General features: G+C 74.8%; 11 protein-coding genes. 2 read left to right on the top strand and 9 right to left on the bottom strand.

Annotation, left to right across the window (positions count from 1 at the left end):
• Window position 1: 1 nt before the first annotated feature.
• The gene (gene putP, locus LIX60_RS05510) at window positions 2–3,622 is read right to left on the bottom strand and encodes a sodium/proline symporter PutP (protein WP_227957452.1); all 3,621 of its coding nucleotides are present in this window, start codon (window positions 3,620–3,622) and stop codon (window positions 2–4) included.
• 568 nt (window positions 3,623–4,190) lie between these two features.
• On the opposite strand from putP, the gene LIX60_RS05505 reads away from it, so the two are divergent.
• Window positions 4,191–5,174 carry a helix-turn-helix transcriptional regulator gene (locus LIX60_RS05505; protein ID WP_227957451.1) on the top strand — a complete coding sequence of 328 codons (984 nt, stop codon included), beginning with the start codon at window positions 4,191–4,193 and terminating at the stop codon, window positions 5,172–5,174.
• A 95-nt stretch (window positions 5,175–5,269) separates the two neighbouring features.
• Here the strand turns inward: LIX60_RS05505 and LIX60_RS05500 are convergent, their stop codons facing one another.
• Complete coding sequence (locus tag LIX60_RS05500) at window positions 5,270–5,563, bottom strand: hypothetical protein (RefSeq protein WP_227962983.1); 294 nt, start codon at window positions 5,561–5,563, stop codon at window positions 5,270–5,272.
• Complete coding sequence (locus tag LIX60_RS05495; RefSeq protein WP_374117802.1) at window positions 5,560–6,885, bottom strand: amidohydrolase; 1,326 nt, start codon at window positions 6,883–6,885, stop codon at window positions 5,560–5,562. The genes LIX60_RS05500 and LIX60_RS05495 overlap by 4 nt, the downstream gene beginning before the upstream one ends.
• Before the next feature lie 590 nt (window positions 6,886–7,475).
• On the opposite strand from LIX60_RS05495, the gene LIX60_RS05490 reads away from it, so the two are divergent.
• Entirely contained in the window at window positions 7,476–7,652 is a 177-nt protein-coding gene (locus tag LIX60_RS05490; protein WP_019710917.1) for a thiazolylpeptide-type bacteriocin, read from the top strand.
• Between the two features lie 112 nt (window positions 7,653–7,764).
• Here the strand turns inward: LIX60_RS05490 and LIX60_RS05485 are convergent, their stop codons facing one another.
• The 6 genes from LIX60_RS05485 to LIX60_RS05460 form a co-directional block, all read right to left on the bottom strand.
• Window positions 7,765–9,816 (bottom strand): TOMM precursor leader peptide-binding protein, encoded by a 2,052-nt coding sequence (locus tag LIX60_RS05485; protein ID WP_227957450.1) that lies wholly within the window; start codon window positions 9,814–9,816, stop codon window positions 7,765–7,767.
• On the bottom strand, window positions 9,813–10,568 hold the full coding sequence (locus tag LIX60_RS05480) for an ABC transporter permease (RefSeq protein WP_125624276.1): 756 nt from the start codon (window positions 10,566–10,568) through the stop codon (window positions 9,813–9,815). The genes LIX60_RS05485 and LIX60_RS05480 overlap by 4 nt, the downstream gene beginning before the upstream one ends.
• 94 nt (window positions 10,569–10,662) lie before the next feature.
• On the bottom strand, window positions 10,663–11,589 hold the full coding sequence (locus LIX60_RS05475) for an ABC transporter ATP-binding protein (RefSeq protein ID WP_227957449.1): 927 nt from the start codon (window positions 11,587–11,589) through the stop codon (window positions 10,663–10,665).
• A gap of 97 nt (window positions 11,590–11,686) precedes the next feature.
• The gene (locus LIX60_RS05470) at window positions 11,687–12,862 is read right to left on the bottom strand and encodes a site-2 protease family protein (RefSeq protein ID WP_227957448.1); all 1,176 of its coding nucleotides are present in this window, start codon (window positions 12,860–12,862) and stop codon (window positions 11,687–11,689) included.
• Window positions 12,859–14,025, bottom strand: a complete 1,167-nt coding sequence (locus LIX60_RS05465; protein WP_227957447.1) for a lantibiotic dehydratase C-terminal domain-containing protein — start codon at window positions 14,023–14,025, stop codon at window positions 12,859–12,861. Before LIX60_RS05465 ends, LIX60_RS05470 begins: the two co-directional genes overlap by 4 nt.
• Window positions 14,022–16,871, bottom strand: coding sequence for a lantibiotic dehydratase (locus LIX60_RS05460; RefSeq protein ID WP_227957446.1), 2,850 nt, complete (start codon window positions 16,869–16,871; stop codon window positions 14,022–14,024). The genes LIX60_RS05465 and LIX60_RS05460 overlap by 4 nt, the downstream gene beginning before the upstream one ends.
• Between the last annotated feature and the right edge of the window lie 7 nt (window positions 16,872–16,878).

Raw genomic sequence — 16,878 nt, 5'->3', positions numbered from 1 at the left:
GTCACACCCCGGGAACGGTGGCGCCGTCCGGGGCGTCGTCGGAGGGCACGCCCTGTTCCGCCCAGATGATCTTGCCCTCCGCCGTGTAGCGGGTGCCCCACCGCCGGGCGAGCTGCGCGACGATCAGCAGGCCCCGGCCGCCCTCGTCCGTGGTCCGCGCGTGGCGCAGCCGGGGCGAGGTGCTGCTGGTGTCGGACACCTCGCAGATCAGTGCCCGCTCCCGGATCAGGCGCAGCGTGATCGGCCCGGCCCCGTGACGGATGGCGTTGGTGACCAGCTCGCTGACGATGAGTTCCGTGGTGAAGAGCAGCTCGTCCATGTCCCACTCCGACAGCTGCCGGGTGACGAAGGCGCGGGCCTCGGAGACGACGGCCGGATCCCCCGGCAGTTCGAGGGAGGCGACCCGGGTGGAGTCCAGGACCCGGGTCCGGGCGAGGAGCAGGGCGGCGTCGTCGGAGGGCGGGCCGGCCAGCAGGGCCTCCATCACCTGGTCGCCCGTCTCCTCCAGGCCCGGGCGGGGGGCGGCGAGGACCCGGCTCAGCCGGGACAGCCCGACGTCGAGGTCCAGGTCGTACGCCTGGATGAGGCCGTCGGTGTAGAGGGCGAGAAGGCTGCCCTCCTCCAGCGTGAAGTCGGCGGACTCGAACGGCAGGGCCCCCAGGCCCAGCGGCGGCCCGGCGGGCAGCTCCAGCACCTCGACGGAGCCGTCGGGGCGGACGACCACGGGCGGGAGGTGACCGGCCCGGGCCAGCGTGCACAGCCCGCTGACCGGGTCGTACACGGCGTAGAGGCAGGTGGCGCCGAGGAACGTGGCGGCCACGCTCTCGTTCGCCGCGGCCGACGGCCCCTCCTCGCGGTCCGGGTCCGGCCCCATGAGGTCGATGACCAGGTCGTCCAGATGGGCGAGGAGTTCGTCCGGGGGGTAGTCCAGGTTGGCGAGCGTGCGGACGGCCGTGCGGAGCCGCCCCATCGTGGTGGCGGCGTTGATGCCGTGGCCGACCACGTCCCCGACGGTCAGCGCGACCCGCGCCCCGGAGAGCGGGATCACGTCGAACCAGTCGCCGCCGACGCCGCTCGGCGCGTCGGCCGGGAGGTACCAGGAGGCCACCTCCAGGGCGGAACCCCCGGTCAGGCCGTGCGGCAGCAGGGAGCGCTGCATGGTCTGGGCCGCGGTGCGCTCGCGGGCGTAGCGGCGGGCGTTGTCGATGCTCACGGCGGCACGGGAGACCAGCTCCTCGGCGAGGCGGACGTCGTCCTCCTCGAAGGCGCCCAGGCGCCGGGAGCGGAGGAAGACGGCCGCGCCCAGGAAGACTCCGCGGGCCCGCATCGGCACCGCCATCACCGCGTGGAACCCGGGCGCGCCGGCGAAGGCCTCCAGGGCCGGATCGTCCGTCACCCAGGACTGCCCGGTGAGACCGGGACCCGTCTCCAGCAGGGTCTCGCCCCGGAGCAGGCAGCGTGCCGCCGGGGAGCCGGGCACGGTGCGGGCCGGCTGCCCGGCGGCCGGTCCGGCCTCCCCGCCGGGGGCCGCCGGCTCGGCCGCCGGCTTCTGTCCCGCCCGCCGCAGGGCGGGGGTGGTGGCGAGCGGGCCGGCGGCGGGCTCCTCGCCCCGCACCACCGAGTCCAGCAGCTCGACGGCGGCGAAGTCGGCGAGGGAGGGGACGGTGTCGTCGGCCAGTTCCTGCGCGGTCAGCATCACGTCCAGGGTGCTGCCGATCCGGGCGCTGGCGTCGTTCAGCAGGGCCAGGCGCTGCCGGGCCTTCCAGCGGTCCGTGACGTCGAGGACCATGTACCAGATCCCGACGCGCTGCCCGTGGCGGTCCTCCATCCCGAAGATGGAGACCGAGTACGCCCGGTCCTGGTGCGGGTCCGTGAAACCGGGGCCGCCGAACTCGTAGTCCAGCACCGGCTCGCCGGTGTCCAGCACGGACCGCATGCGCTCCTCCAGCGCTTCCGCCTGCCGGCGCGGGAGGATGTCCGTCACCCGCCGTCCCAGCCGCTGCTCCAGCGGGGCCATGCGTTCCAGCACCTTGTTCACCCAGACGTACCGCAGATCGCTGTCGACCATGGCCATGCCGATCGGCGCCTGGCCGAGGGACGGCTCCAGCATCAGCTGGTTCACCCCGCCTCCCGGCAGCCGCCAGAAGGCGCGCTGCGGGGGGCGGCCGGCCCAGCGGCCGAAGAGCAGGGTGGCGGCGGTGGCGGCCAGCACGCCCGGGACCATCTCGTAGATCCCGGACTCCAGCGGCCCGAGGAGCGGATTGATCCGCTCCCAGAAGAGGACGACACCCGCGCCCGTCACGATGCCGGCCATGGCCCCGGCCCAGGTCATGCGCGGCCAGTGGAGCGAGAGGAGGACGACGGGGCCGAAGGAGGCGCCGAAGCCCGCCCAGGCGTGGGCCACGATGTCCAGCACGCCGCCGCCCTCCAGCGCGATGACGGTGGCGGTCAGCGTCACCACCACCACGGCGAGGCGGCCGGCCCACACCAGGACCCGGTCCGAGGCGTGGCGGCTGAGGAACGCGTGGTAGACGTCCTCGGTGAGGGCGACCGAGGACACCAGCAGCTGGCTGTCCGCGGTCGACAGGATCGCGGCCAGGACGGCGATCAGCATGAAGCCCGCGATCCACGGGGTGAGCAGGGTCTCCGACAGGGCGATGAACACGGTCTCGGGGTTGGCGAGCGGCTCGTCGAGCAGGGCGATGCCCGCCAGGCCGGTGAGCGACGCGCCGGTGAGCACGACGAGCACCCAGAACGTGCCGATGCGCCGGGCCGCCGGGACGGCGCGGATGCTGCGGATGCCCATGAAGCGGGCGAGGATGTGCGGCTGGCCGAAGTAGCCGAGGCCCCAGGCGAGCAGGGAGACGACCGCGACGGCACCGAGCGGCCGGCCCGCGGACCACTCGCCGCCGGAGTAGTCGGCCTGGGAGCCCATCTCCAGGAGGGAGCCCGTCTCGCGGCCGAGTTCCTCGCTCAGCGTCCCGAACCCGCCGAGCATCACGAGGCCGGTCACCGGCAGGACGACCAGGGCCAGGAACATCAGCGTGCCCTGCACCACGTGCGTCAGGCTCACCGCGAGGAAGCCGCCCAGACACGAGTAGACGACGATCACCAGCGCGGTCAGGACGACCCCGAGCCCGAAGGCGGCATCGAAGACCTGCTCGAAGAGGAGCCCCCCGGCGACCAGTCCGCCGGCCACGTAGAGGGTGAAGAACACGATGGTGACGGCGGCCGTGACGATCCGGAGCAGCCGGGTGCGGTCCTCGAAGCGTTCCTCCAGATAGGCCGACAGACTCACGGCGTTGCCGGCGCGCTCGGTGTAGGTCCGCAGCCGCGGCGCGACGAACAGCCAGTTGAGGTAGGTGCCGACCGCCAGGCCGACGGCGATCCAGGTGGCGCCGATCCCGGCCGCGTACACGGCTCCGGGCAGGGCCAGGAAGAGCCAGCCGGACATGTCGCTGGCCCCGGCGGACAGGGCGGCGACCAGCGGCGGGAGGCGGCGGCCGCCCAGGGCGAAGTCGGCGAAGGTGCGGATGCGGGGGTAGGCCCAGACACCCACGCCGATCACGGCGACCAGATAGACCGCGAACACGGTCACGACCGGTGCGCTCGGATTGAACATGTCCTCACCTGCGAGGCCGGGTGGGCTTGGGCGCGTCCCCGGGAGCGGTGCCGCGGCCCGCGGGGAGAACCAAGGGATGAGCGCAGATTAGCGCACTTCTACCGCTTTAATTATCTTTCTACCGGTATACGGCCGTGCGGCGTGGGGTGGGCGGCGCTCCGTCCGGGTGGACGGCCGGGCCGGACGGCTGCTCCGTGCGGGTGGCGGCGGGCGGTGGCGGGTGGAGCCGGGCGAGGGCCCCGAAGGGGGCGCGGACGGGGCCGTGGCGGTGATGTGGCGGTGATGTGGCGGTCCTGCCGGGAGGGGGCGGGGGATTGGCCGTTCCCTCAACCAACGGCTGTGGATGGCGCGTTGAGGGGCGTATGCTTATTGACCCGATGTCAATCGGCAGGGCGTAATACCACAAAATCCCGCATTCGGCCTGCTGGTCGCTCTCATCCCTTTCCAGGGACGTCACTTCCGCCGTTTACTGTGTGCCGAACCACTCCGGCAGCCATGGGCTCGACCCGCCGTGGGCAACGGCCGGTGGTGGACCGGCGGCATGGGGGCGCAGTTGGCTGGAAACGAGATGTCCGTGTTCGGGGTCTCTCCTCTGGAGGAGGAGATCTACCGGCATTTCCTGCGGAACCCGGGGACCTCCCCGGACGACATCCACCTCCTGCTCCACACCGAGCGCGAACGCGTCCGGTGCTCCCTCGACCGGCTGCGCGGACTCGGGCTGCTCCACCCCATGGGGGACGACAAGCTGATCAACCCGGCGGACCCCGAGATCGCTCTGGCCCGGCTGACGGACATCCGGCTGCGGGCACTCCACCAGGAGCTGCGTCAGGTCACCCAGTCACGCCACGTCGTCGACGGTCTACGCGCGGAGCAGGGACCCCGGGCCCAGGCCGGCACGGGCATCGAGCAGTTGGAGGGGCTGGAACAGATCCGGGACCGGATCGACGACCTGGCCTTCTTCGCCCGCGACGAGATCTTGTCCGTGGAACCGTACACCCGGCTGTCGCCGGAGAACATCGCCCGCTCCCGCCCGCTCGACCACCGCTGTCTGCGCCGCGGCGTCGAGATCCGCAGCGTGGTCCTGCGCCGTGCCCTGGACGACACCCCGACCGCGGACTATCTGCGGGAACTGGTCGCCCACGGGGCCAGGATCCGCGTGGCCCGCGACATCACCGAACGCATGCTCGTCTACGACCGGCGGGCCGCCCTGGTGCCGCTGGACCCGGCCAACACGGCGCGGGGCGCGCTGCTCGCCCGCAAGAGCGGGCTCGTCGCCAACATCGTCGCCCTCTTCGAGAAGATCTGGCAGCAGGCCGAGGAGTTCACCGGCCCGGGGGAGGAGGGCGGCGAGGAGACCGGGGAAGCGCTCCCCGACTTCGAGCGCCGGGTGCTGGTGTCGATGTGCTCCGTCGGGAAGGACGAGGCGGGGGCCCGGGAGCTGGGCGTCTCGGTCCGCACCTACCGGCGGTACGTCGCCGATCTGCTGCAGACGCTCGGCGCGGCCAGCCGGGCGCAGGCGGCGCTGCTGGCCCGCGAGCGCGGCTGGATCTGACCGGCCCCGCCGGGTCGCCGCGCCCGGGTGCCGGGCCGCCACCGGATGCGCGGGCCGCCGCGGGCCGCGGGTGCCGGCCGCTCCGCACCGCCGGCTCAGTTCTCCTCCGCCCGGCCGTCCTCAGCCCGGCCGTCCAGCGCCCAGCCGTCCAGCGCCCGGTCGGCCAGGACCCGCCGTACGGCGCCGTGCGCCGCGGCACGGTCGGCGTCCGTGCCGTCCAGTTCCATCCGGAGCCGGATGGTGTCCTGCGCCGGCTCCGCCGTGCAGACCCGGTCCGCCGGGAGCAGGCCCAGAAGGCGCACCACCGTCGTCGCCGCCGCGGCCCCCCGGCCTTTCCGGCGGACGGTGACGAGCAGATGGTCCCGGCCGGGGGTGTCGTCGTCCGTCAACGCGCTTCCTCCTCGGCGGCGGGCAGGATGTGCAGGGCGGCGCCGGCCATCGCCGTGATGCCGGCCGGCAGGGCCGTCCGGACGTCCGGGGCGAAGTCCGGCGCGTGGTTGGCCGGGGGCGGCACGGCGCCCTCGCGCGCGGCCCGCCACTGCCGGGCACCGGTCACTCCCAGCATCCAGTACACCGTGCGGATCCCGGCGTCGGCGGCGCCGTAGCGCGGGAAGTCCTCGGTGGCGGTGGCGGGCGGCCAGTCGGTCACCCGGTGCGGCCCGAACAGCCCCTCGTGCACCCGGCGCACGGCGGCCGCGGTGTCCGGATCGGGCAGCAGAGCCGGGGACCGCGAGACGAGGGTGAACTCCGGCTCGTCCGGGCAGCCGGAGGCCGCGCACTCGGCCCGCACGATCCGCTCCACGGCGGCCGTCACGCGGTCCAGCGCGGCATCGCTGAACGCCCGTACGGACAGGCTCAGTTCGGCCCGGTCCGGGATGACGTTGCCGCGTTCGCCCGCGTGCAGCGAACCGACCGTCAGCACCACCTGCTCCGAGGGGGCGGTCTCGCGCGCCACGACGGACTGGAGCCGCAGCACGGTGGCGGCGGCCGTCAGCACCGGGTCGACGGCGAGCTGGGGCGCGCCCGCGTGGCCGCCCCGCCCGTGGATCACCACGTCCAGTGCCGCGCTGCCCGCCATCAGCGGGCCGCCCCGGCCGTGGGCCACGGTGCCGGCCGGCAGCGGGGCCGCGTGCTGGGCGAGGACCGCGTCCGGGGTGCCGAAGCGCTCGTACAGACCGTCCGCCAGCATCGCCCGTGCCCCCTCCAGGGTCTCCTCGGCGGGCTGGCCGACGACCAGGACGGTGCCGCGCCAGGTCTCCCGGGACCGCGCCAGCAGCGCCAGCGCCCCGGACGCGGCGGCCAGATGGAGGTCGTGCCCGCAGGCGTGCATCACGCCCGCGGCGGTACTGGCGTACGGCAGACCGGTGCGCTCGGTGACCGGGAGGGCGTCGAGCTCGGCGCGCAGCAGGACCACCGGCCCGGGGCCGTTGGCCAGCACCCCGACCACACCGTGCCCGCCCACACCGCGGGTGACCGCGGCGCCGTGCCGCTCCAGCGCGGCGGCGAACCGGCCGGCGGTGCGCACCTCGGCACCGGAGAGCTCGGGATGGGCGTGCAGATCGACGTACAGCTCGACGGCGGGACGCAGGATGCCGAGCGGCACCCCCTGCGGCCCGGCGGGCGGCGCTGCGGCCGGCGACGCGGCCTGCTGCCCGGCCCGCGGCCCGGCTTGCGGTCCGTTCTCCGGTACGGCCCGCGCTGTCCCGGTCAATGGATCACCTCTCCCCTCGCCCTCGTTGCCGCCGGCCTTCCGCTTCCCCCGGCGGCCGCCGGCCGGACGGCCGCGACGGTGCCGGTCCCGGGCAGGCCCCCGGCCCGTCCCCCCGGTGTGCGCGGACCCCCCGCCTCCGGACGAGCCCCGTCTGTCCATCCAGCGGACGGCACGCCCCGGGCGTCACCGTTGCCCCGGACGGCGCCGTTCTCCCGTGCGTCCCGGTGTGCGGTGCCTGCTCTCCGTTCCGTGCGTCCCGGACCACCGGTGCCCCGGTGCCCCGGTGTCCCCGGCGCCGCGGTGGCCGCCGGGCCCCGGGTTCTCGCGCGTTCCCCGTCATCCGCCGGCCGAACGGAATCCCGGACGCCCGGACTTCCGGATTCCGCGGCCTCCGGGCCCGCGGGCCGCCCGCCGCCCGCCAGTGTGCGGTTCCGCCGCGTCAGGTGCTCCACCCCCCGCTCTCACGGGGTGTCAGCGATCTGACAGCGGAAGCCGGGCCGATCCGACAGCGGCCCGCGCTCCAATGGGACCAGCGCACGGGAGCGCCGCCGGATCCGCCGGCGGGCCCCGGCAGGCCAAGGGAGAACCACATGGACGCCAAGACCGAGCTCGCCACCCTCGCCAACGACATCCTGGAGCTGGAGTCGGAGACCTTCGAGATCTCCGACTACTCGGACGCCGTCGAGGTCGTGCTCGCGGGTTCGACGTCTTCCTCCTCGACGTCCACCTGCTCCAGCACCACCTCCACCACCTCCTGCAGCGCCTGATCCACGGCGCCCCGGGCCCGGCAGCCCCCTCCGGAGCGGGATCTCCCGTACCGGAGGGGGCTGCCGGATGCCGCCGGGCGCCGCACCGGCGCGCCTGTTCACCGGACGGCGCTCACGGGAACGGGTGCGGCACGGCCCTGATCTCCGCCTCGCCCAGGTCGGTGTCCCGCCGTCCCGCCGCCCTGAGGCCGGTGCGCAGCCGCGGCATCAGCAGCGCGCGCTGCCGGCTCCAGCCGAAGTCCAGCGGCAGCAGCCCGGGCACGATGGTGCCGACCGTGTGCAGGCCCATGGCGCGCTGCTCCGGCGTCGTCTGGTCCACGGCGATGACGTCGTGCCCGGTGCGCACCAACTCGTCGCGGAGCAGCCGCAGGTCGTCCAGCAGATCGCCGGTGCGCGGTCTCCGTTCCCGCCAGCCGGGGAACGCCTCGCCGAGCGGCACGACGGCCTCGGGCTCCAGATACTCCCGGGCGTGCCCGGCCATCTCCGGCAGCCCGTAGAGCTGGGCGTGGTCCTTCAGGTGCAGCACCTTGCCGTAGTCCCGCGCCATGGCCTCCAGTTCGGCGCGCCGCTCGGCGACCTGGTACGGCAGGTGCGGGATGTACGTCAGCACCTCCGACAGCGCGGCGTCGACGGTGCCCTCCGGGCCGAACCCCGCTGCGGCGCTGAAGGAGAGCGTGCCGAGGCCGCCGTCGCGGCGCACCGCCAGGGCGGTCACCACGGGCACCGCGGTGTCCATCCGGGTGTCGAACGCCCGGACGTCGTAGCCGTGCAGCGCGGCCCGGTCGAGCAGGGTGCGGGTGGCGCCGCCCCGGCAGGAGCCGAGGTCGATCTCGGTCAGCCGGGCCCGTCCGTACCAGGCGAGCAGGAAGGCGTCCCGCTCGACGAGCTCCAGCAGCCCGAAGAGGATCGCCTCCTCCGGAGTGCCGCCGGTGGCACAGCCGTTGGAGCACTCGAACACAAAGTTGTCGGCGTCCACGCCCGCGCTGTAGTGCGCGAGCCGGGCCGGTACCAGGACGGGCCGGTCGTCGCGGAGCGAGTGGCCCCACACCCAGGGGATGTCCCGGTCGGGGTCGAACGGGCTGACGAGATGGTCCCGTTCGTAGGTCTCCGGCGCGTAGAAGCCGCACGCGGCCGGGTCCAGGACCGGCTCCCCGCGCGCCAGGAGCCGGTGGTACGAGGCGGTGACGGGCGAGGTGCCGCGCCGCCGGTGCGTCCCCGCGTACCGCTCCAGGCCCTCCAGGAACGCCAGCCGGCGGCTGGTGCCGTAGGCGTCGGCCTGCCCGCTCCAGGTGACGTCGTTGAGCCCGGCGTAGCCGCGCACGAAGTGGGTGCCGGCCACCGGCGCGGTCGTGGTGGAGACCGGGTTGATCCAGGTGTCCGAACCCAGCGCGCCGCACACGGGGTTGGCGAGCGCGGACTCCGGCAGCGGATACGCGTCCAGGGACCGCGAGCGGTAGCCGTCCGGGTCCGGCTTGGGCACCGGCCCGAGGACCATCCGGGCGTCCTCCGCGGTGTCGGGCCGCAGCGGCACGCAGGCCGGGCAGAGCGGTTCCGGCAGCAGCGGGAAGGTCGCGGTGGCGAGCGTGCCCAGATCGACCCGGGTCACCTGCGGCAGCACGCGGTCGGCCGGCACCGCCGACGGGGCTGCGCGCCCGCCGGGCATGACGGCCCGGTAGACGGACCACACCGCGTCGAGGGCGTAGCCGGTGAGGACGGGCCAGCCGGTGGCGCCGTGCGGTGCGTGGCCCAGTTCGAGCGCCTCGCGTTCGGAGCGGCTGCGCAGCCGCTGCCAGCGCATGGCCAGGCACTGCCCGCAGGCGGCCGTCCCCTCGCCGCCCCAGGGGCCGATCAGCGCGGCCCGCGCGGTGAGCTGCACGGTGGCGCGGGGGCGCAGCAGGCCGTACGGGTCCGGCCGGCCGAAGCCGAGGGTGTCGGCGGCGCCGAGCGGCACCACCAGCGGCGCGGGCAGCGGCCGCCCGGCCCCGGCGGCTCCCGCGGGGGCCCGCTGCTCGCGCGCGGCGCGCGCCGCGCGCGCGTGCCGCTCATCGTGTTCGTACCGCTCGTCGCGCTCGTAGCGTTCGGTGAGTGCGCGCTGCAGCAGGTCCCGGCCCGTCTCCAGGGGCGCCGCCGGGACATCCGGCGCCGGGGGTGCGGTCGTCGTCATGTGCGGTCGCTCCAGCGGAAGGTCTTCAGGGCCACGGCGCCGAAGACAAGGGCGAATCCGGCGAGTACAGCGCAGGCGGTGACGATGTCCCCGGCGGGCCCGGAGCCGGTGAGCGCGGCGGACACCCCGTCGTTGAGGTAGCGCAGCGGCAGCACCAGCGACAGCGAGCGCATCCACTCCGGCATGGCGTCCAGCGGGAAGAAGGAACCGGAGAGGAAGGCCATCGGGATCATCAGGCAGTTGGCCACGGCGGCGACCGCCTCCGGCGTCCGGGCGTACGAGCCGACGATCACGCCGATCGCCAGGAACGCCGTGATCCCGAGCACCAGGACGGGCAGCGCGAGCGGCCAGCCGCCGGCCAGGCTCAGCCCGAAGGACGGCAGCAGCGCCACCGCGACGAACAGCACCGCCTGCACGATGCCGATGCCGATGGCCAGCACGTAGCGGGAACCCAGTACGGCCGGCAGCCGGGCCGGCGTCATCCGGATCAGCCGCAGGATGTCGTCGCGGCGCCACTGCATCAGCACGAAGCCGACCCCGAAGACGGCGGCGTTGGCGACGCCCCAGGACAGCACGCCCGGGGCGATGTAGTTGATGTACGGCTTGCCGCTCTCCTCCACGGACTTGCCGTGGAAGATCAGCCCGAAGACGACGAGGAAGAGCAGCGGGAAGGCGAAGGTGAAGAACAGGGTGGTCTTGTCGCGGACGTAGGCCCGGTAGCCCGCCCTGCTCAGTGCGGCGTAGGCGCTCATGTGGAAGGTGTTCTCCGTATCCGGTGCGGTGCCAGGCGTGCGCCGCCGGGCGGGCGGTGCGGTCTCACGGCCGCGGTGTTCGCGGCTTCGGTGTTCACGGCCGCGGGGTGCCGGTGCCGGTCAGTTCGAGGTAGACGTCCTCCAGGCTCGCGGTGCGCGTCTGCACCCCCTGGAGCCCGGCGAGTTCGGCGATCGCGGCCAGCACGGGACCGGAGTCCAGCGTCTCCAGCACCAGGCCGTCCCCCTCCTCGCCGACCCGGTCGACGCCGGGGATGGCCCGCGCCGCCTCCGGGGTCAGCCGGCCCGCCGGGACCACCAGGCGGGTGACGGGGCTGCCCGCGGCGATGAGGCGGCCGGGGGAGTCCAGGGCGCTGATCCGCCCCTTGACGACGATCGCCACCCGGTCGCACAGCGCCTCCGCCTCGTCGAGGTGGTGGGTGGTGTAGACGATGGTGCGCCCGGCGCTCTTGAGGTCGCGCAGCACCTGCCACAGGTCGCGGCGCGCCTGCGGGTCGAGGGCGGCGGTCGGCTCGTCCAGGAAGATCAGTTCGGGGTCGTGGACGAGGGCGGAGGCGATGGCCAGCCGCTGCCGCCGGCCGCCGGAGAGGTCGTCGACGCGCGTGCCGCCGTCGTCGGTCAGCCCGACGGTGGCCAGGGCGCGTTCGGCGGCGTCCGGGCCGGCGCCGTAGAGGGCGGCCATGGTCTCCAGGTGTTCACGGGCCGTCAGCCGGACGAAGAACGCCGAGGTCTGCGTCTGCACGCCCAGCTTGGGCAGCAGCGCCGTGTTGCGCGGCCAGGGGTGCTCGCCGAGGACGGTGACGGTGCCGGAGTCCGCCCGCCGCTGCCCCTCCATGATCTCGATGAGAGTGGTCTTGCCCGCGCCGTTGGGCCCGAGCAGCCCGAAGAACTCCCCGCGTGCCACGGTCAGCGAGATGCCGTCGACGGCCCGGGTGGCGCCGTACGACTTGTGCACCTCGTCGAGGACGACGGCCGGGCCGTCCGGGGAGGGAATGGGGGGCATGGGGTGCTCCTTGGTAGCGGGTGGTGCCGGCGCGGACGCCGCGGAATACGCGGCGGACGGCGCGGGGGTCGGGGGGCGGCTGCGGCTCACCGGGCGCTCACGGTGCCGTCAGCAGGAAGTGGACGAGGACGGCGAGGGCCGCGGCGAGCGCCGCCAGGACGAGCGGCGCGCCCAGGCCGTAGAGAAGATAGGCGGTTCTGGCCCGGCGCGGATAGGCCGCCGCGGCCGGGTCCCGGCGCACGGCGAGCCGCAGGTACTCCTTGCTGGAGGCGGCCAGCCCGGTGGCGCCCAGCAGCTGGCTCGCGATCTTGTAGCCGTCGAGGGGCGGGAGGGGGATCAGCATGGCCAGCGCCTGGACGCTGCCCAGGAACAGCAGCCCCGCGAGCGCGTCCCCGGTGGCGTCGTCCACCGGGGCCAGCATCCACACCGCCCAGAAGGGCAGCAGGAACAGCAGGTTCATCACCGCGCCGGCCGCGGCGGTGGCGATCCGGGCCGCCCGGGTGCCCAGATGGAGGTAGTCGTCCACCGTGCAGTACATGATCACCACGGGGAGCCGCCAGCGCAGCCCGATCTCGGAGACCCGGCCGCCGTAGTGGCGCGCGACCACGCCGTGGGCCAGCTCGTGCAGGGCGGTGCTCAGCCACAGCAGAGTGCCCGCGGCCGTCAGCAGCACCGGGTGGAGGAACAACGCCCGCGCGCCGAGCACCAGTTCGCCGAGACGGGTGGCGAGGACGGCCTCCATGACGACGGCCAGGCACAGCAGCGGCACCATCCACGGCGGCGACAGCAGAAAGCCCACGGCGCGGTGCAGGCGGCCGGTGGTGGCGTCCGCGTCGGCGACGAGCCGGATGCTGCCGCTCAGCAGCTTCCGCTCCGGGGGCGCCTGCGGGCCGGCTGCCCGCTGCGCATCCGGGCCCGCCTCCGGGCCGGGCCCGGGGCCGGGCCGCGCCCCCGGGCCGCCGCCGGAGCCGGCGGGCGCCCCGGCCAGCAGCCCCCGGGTGCCCAGCATGCCCAGCAGCTGCTGCCAGTTGGCGTCGGCCAGCCGGCGCCCGTACCGGGCCGCGTACTCCGCGCCCAGCTCCTCCAGGCTGCGCGAGCCGTCCATCCGGGAGATCAGGAAGTGCTCCTTCTCCCCGACCTTGAAGGACAGGCCGCTCTCGGTGTTCTTGATCAGATGGACGGTCGCCGGCCCGTGCAGCAGGGCGCCGCCCACCAGCACTCCGGCCCGCAGCTCGGGCCGGTAGCGGCGCGGGACGGCCGCCGGGGCGGTCATGCCCCGGCCTCCGCCGTTCCGGGACGGGACTCGCGCAGGCAGCGGCCCAGGACGTGCGAGAGGTACGCCTCGTCCCGGATGGTCACGTGCAGACGGTTGTTGGTCATGTGCATATACGGGGAGAGCAGCAGCGGCAGAGCCACCGCCGGGTCGGTCACCTGTTCGTCCCGCTCGCCGTCCCAGGACCGGAACACCAGCTCGCCGTCCGTGGCCAGCCGCACCGCCCGATCGCGCAGTTCGGCGCAGTGCTCGGCCCAGCCGGCGAGGAAGGCGGGCAGCCGCGGGGCGCCCGTGCCCGCCCCGGGGTCCGCGGAGTCCGCGGACCCCGCTGCCGCCGTCCCGTCCCCGGCGACGGCGGCGCGGATGCGCGCGAACTGCGCGGCCAGGGCGGGTGCCGTCGCCGCGTAGTTGCGGTCGTACTCCTCGGTGCCGATGAAGCCGGTGCCGGGGAAGGCCCGGTGCCAGAACTCGTAGTAGCTGTCCAGGTAGCCGGCCAGCTCCCGGTCGCCGGGGAGGAAACAGCCGGACATCACCATCATCAGCTGCGCCGAGGTGCCGAGCAGCACGGTCCGCAGATGCAGGTTCTTGGTGCGGAAGGCGTCGGCGACCAGCTCGCTGGAGTGCCGGAAGTGCCACTCGGCCAGCTCGATCCCGGCCGGGCCGCCGTATTTGCCGTCCTCCGGCTCGTAGGGCTCCGCGTGCCGGGAGTTGTTGGGCCGCAGCCGCATCCGGCCGTCGCCGTCGAGATACGGGGCGCGCTCCCCGCCGGGGAACTCGATCTCGAAGAGGGTGTTGTAGAAGTCGTTGAGGAAACCGGAGTCCACCTCGTAGAGCGCGGGCCGCTCGGCGAGGAAGGCGTCGATGGCCGCCCCGGTGCGGCGCCGCACCTCCTCCGCCGCCTCCGGTGAGGACGGCTTGATGCGGAGGCGGACGTGCGGGCCCTCCAGCCAGTAGTTGATGAAGAACCAGTTCGCCAGGAGCCCGTCCGCCGCCAGCTCGTCCACCAGCGGGCGGACGCACTGCAGCAGCAGGGGACGCGGGTTGGCGGCGTAGAAGATGTGCGTCGCCTGCCAGGCGCCCGCCCCGGCGTCGCCGCCGCCGGCCGCGGAGGCTGCGGAGGCCGCGGAGGGTGTGGTGGTCGTGGTGGTCGTGGTGGCCGTCATCGGGTATTGCTCCTCGGTCGGGTTCGGGCGGGCGCGACGGCCGTCTCCACGGCCAGCTCGGCGACATGGCGGCCCCGCCCGGAGACGGCGTGCAGTTCGTCCTCGCCGGGCAGCGCCTCCCGGAACACCACCCGTGCCTCGGGGGACTTCACCAGCGCCTCGAACGCCGCCAGGGACAGCGGGCTGTCGAAGTCCAGGTACTGCGGCTTCGCGCCGGTCGCACCGCGCGCCCCACTGTCGGAGACGGTGGCGAACACCCGGTCCGGCAGCCCGTGCGCGCGGCGGAAGCGGTGCCACTCCAGGAAGCGGTCCGCCTCGGACTGGCCCGGCGGGCGCTCCGGCAGGGCGGAGGCGGGGGCGCTCCAGCTGCGCCGGCTGAGCACGACACCGCCGTGCCGCACCCGGGGCCGCGCGGTCACGCCGTCCACCGGCTCGCTCTCCGGTACGCCGCCCCAGACGTTGAGCGGGGCCATGGAGGTCGGCGACAGCAGCAGCAGGGTGCGCGGGAGTTCCGGCAGCGCCAGCGGCACCAGATAGCCGAGGTAGACCGGGATCACCTCGCGGCCGAGCCGCGCCGAGCGCAGCACGAGCCGGTCGGCGCTCTCGTCGTGCTCGACGGACAGGTCGTCCAGGCCGAGCCGGAACTCCTCCGGCAGGGTGCCGGTCTCGCCGGGGCAGACGATCTCGTACTCGGTGAGCCGCCCGTGCAGATTGAGATTGCTGGTCACCGGGCCGCCGGTGACCTCCGCGAACACCGCGCCCTCCGGGCAGACCTCCCCGGCGGCGCGCAGCAGCCGCTGCTCCAGTCCGTCGAAGCAGTGGGTGAAGCGGCTGAACGGGAAGGACAGCCCGCCGTAGGAGCGGTTCAGGACGAGGAGGGGGCCGCCGGCGTCCGCCGGGCGGTCGGCGATCTGGACGTGGTGGCTCATCGGGGCGAAGTCCGGTGCCACCGGCGCCAGTTCGGCGGCGATCTCGTCGATGAGGGCCTCGCCGAGGACGATCTCGCCCCCGGCCGCCGCCGCTCCGTCCCGGCCCCCGGCCCCGTCCCGGGCCTCCCACAGGCCCCGCATCCGCTCGGTGAAGGTCTGCCGGGCCGTGTCCAGGGCCTTCAGCTGGGGCAGCCCCAGCCAGTTGACCTCCGGTACATAGCGGCCGTCCGCGTCGTACGAGGTGTGGCCGGCGGTGAAGGTCATGTACTGGTCGAAGAAGTCCTCGTGGAAGTCGTGGACGAGCTTCAGCAGGTCGTCGCAGCGGCCGCCCTGCCCGAAGCGGGCGAGGAAGAAGCCCCTGAAGGTGATCCGCTGCGGCAGGGTGAGGTCGAACGCGGGCAGGATCCTCTCCACCGCGCCCAGCGGCCCGGCGGCCAGCTCCGTCCAGGCGGCCGCGTCCAGGGTGGTGCTCCGGTCCGCCGCCGCGTCCTCGTAGAGCAGCGTCTGCGGCACCTTGGCCCGCTCGGAACCCAACTCCTCCTGTACGGCGACCAGTTCGCGGCGCAGCTCGGTGAGGAGGGCGCGGCGCGCGGCGGGTTCCGCGGCGGCGAAGCGGTCGACGAGGGAGACGGGCCCGCCGAGCCGGTCCGCGAGCCGCGCCGCCCACGGCCGGTCCAGGCCCCGCAGGGACCGCTGGAACGCCCGCAGCGGGTCGGTGTCGTGCACCTCCGTGCGCAGGCACGGCACCTGCACCATGCCGATCCGCAGCAGCGCCTCCAGATACCGGTCGCACTCCTCCGCCGAGGCCCCCCGGTCGGCGGCCAGCCACGCCGACAGCTCGCCGTAGCGGACGGTGCCGCGCTCCTCGAAGAGGCCGAGCAGCCGCTCCAGGGTGCCGGTGCGGCGCAGGAAGAACAGCCGGTCCTTCACGGCGTCGAAGGTGACGGCCGTGTCCTCGTCGCCCTCGGTCACCCAGCGGCGCACATAGCGGACCCGGTCCGCCTCGCGGCCCCAGCCGGAGGCGGGGGAGACGGGCAGATCGGCGCGGCGGGCCGGGTCGGCGAGCACGGTCTCGGCCAGCCGCCCGAGGGCGACGACGTTGAGCCGGGCGTGGCCGGTCCAGGGGGCGCCGGCGTGCACGGTGAGCGCGCTGTCCCCGCCGTGCCGCCCGTCCCCCTCGGCCAGTTCGCCGAGGGCGACCCCGGTGAAGGTCGAGAACGGACTGGTCTTGCAGACCGTCCGGTAGAGGTACGACAGCAGCGAACGCTCGATCTTCCGCTGCTTCTTGCCGGGGGGACCGCCGGGGGAATCGCCGGCGGTACCGCCGTCCGCCGCCCGCAGCAGGCCGTCGAGCTGCCCGTCGAGGGCGGGGGAGGCCAGCAGCAGGCCCTTGCGCAGCCGCTCCTCCTGCGCCAGCCGGCGCAGCGCGGCCCGGCTCCGCGCGGTCTCCCCGGCGAGCAGGGCCGCGCCCCCGGTGCGCTGCTCCTCCAGCCGGCGCCGGTCGCGCAGCCAGCCGGCGAGCGCCTCCCCGGCGGCCCCGTCCACCCCGGCGACCAGGGCGAGGGCGGCGTCGCCGTCCCGGGGCAGCCGGTTGTTGTAGACCTCGCGGCGCAGCTTCAGCAGCCCGCGGCGCACGGTGCCGCTCTCCGTGGCCGGGTGGCCGCCGACGAGGTCGTGCAGCCGGTCGCCGACGGCCTCGCCCTCGGCGCGCAGCCGCTCCGTCTCGCACAGCACGCTGTCGGCCCAGCGGCGGCTGCCGGGGCAGCGCAGCTCCCGCAGGGTCTCCACGGGCAGTCCCGCGATGCGCAGGACGAACGGGCCGTCCGCGCGGCCGGGTTCGGCGGGTTCGCCGGCTGCCGGGGCGGGGTCCGGCAGGGCGGTGGTCTCTCGTCCGGTGGTCTCTCGTCCGGTGTTCATGCCGCGC

Source organism: Streptomyces sp. S07_1.15, from assembly GCF_020739505.1.
Classification (GTDB): Bacteria; Actinomycetota; Actinomycetes; order Streptomycetales; family Streptomycetaceae; genus Streptomyces; species Streptomyces xinghaiensis.
This window is presented reverse-complemented; position numbering and strand designations above follow the sequence as displayed.

Excerpts from the sequence above, each read along its gene's own strand:
- LIX60_RS05490 (WP_019710917.1), top strand. The coding sequence starts at position 7,476 with ATGGACGCCAAGACCGAGCTCGCCACCCTCGCCAACGACATCCTGGAG.
- LIX60_RS05505 (WP_227957451.1), top strand. The coding sequence starts at position 4,191 with ATGTCCGTGTTCGGGGTCTCTCCTCTGGAGGAGGAGATCTACCGGCAT.
- LIX60_RS05465 (WP_227957447.1), bottom strand. The coding sequence starts at position 14,025 with ATGACGGCCACCACGACCACCACGACCACCACACCCTCCGCGGCCTCC.
- LIX60_RS05460 (WP_227957446.1), bottom strand. The coding sequence starts at position 16,871 with ATGAACACCGGACGAGAGACCACCGGACGAGAGACCACCGCCCTGCCG.
- LIX60_RS05480 (WP_125624276.1), bottom strand. The coding sequence starts at position 10,568 with ATGAGCGCCTACGCCGCACTGAGCAGGGCGGGCTACCGGGCCTACGTC.
- putP (WP_227957452.1), bottom strand. The coding sequence starts at position 3,622 with ATGTTCAATCCGAGCGCACCGGTCGTGACCGTGTTCGCGGTCTATCTG.
- LIX60_RS05470 (WP_227957448.1), bottom strand. The coding sequence starts at position 12,862 with ATGACCGCCCCGGCGGCCGTCCCGCGCCGCTACCGGCCCGAGCTGCGG.
- LIX60_RS05485 (WP_227957450.1), bottom strand. The coding sequence starts at position 9,816 with ATGACGACGACCGCACCCCCGGCGCCGGATGTCCCGGCGGCGCCCCTG.
- LIX60_RS05475 (WP_227957449.1), bottom strand. The coding sequence starts at position 11,589 with ATGCCCCCCATTCCCTCCCCGGACGGCCCGGCCGTCGTCCTCGACGAG.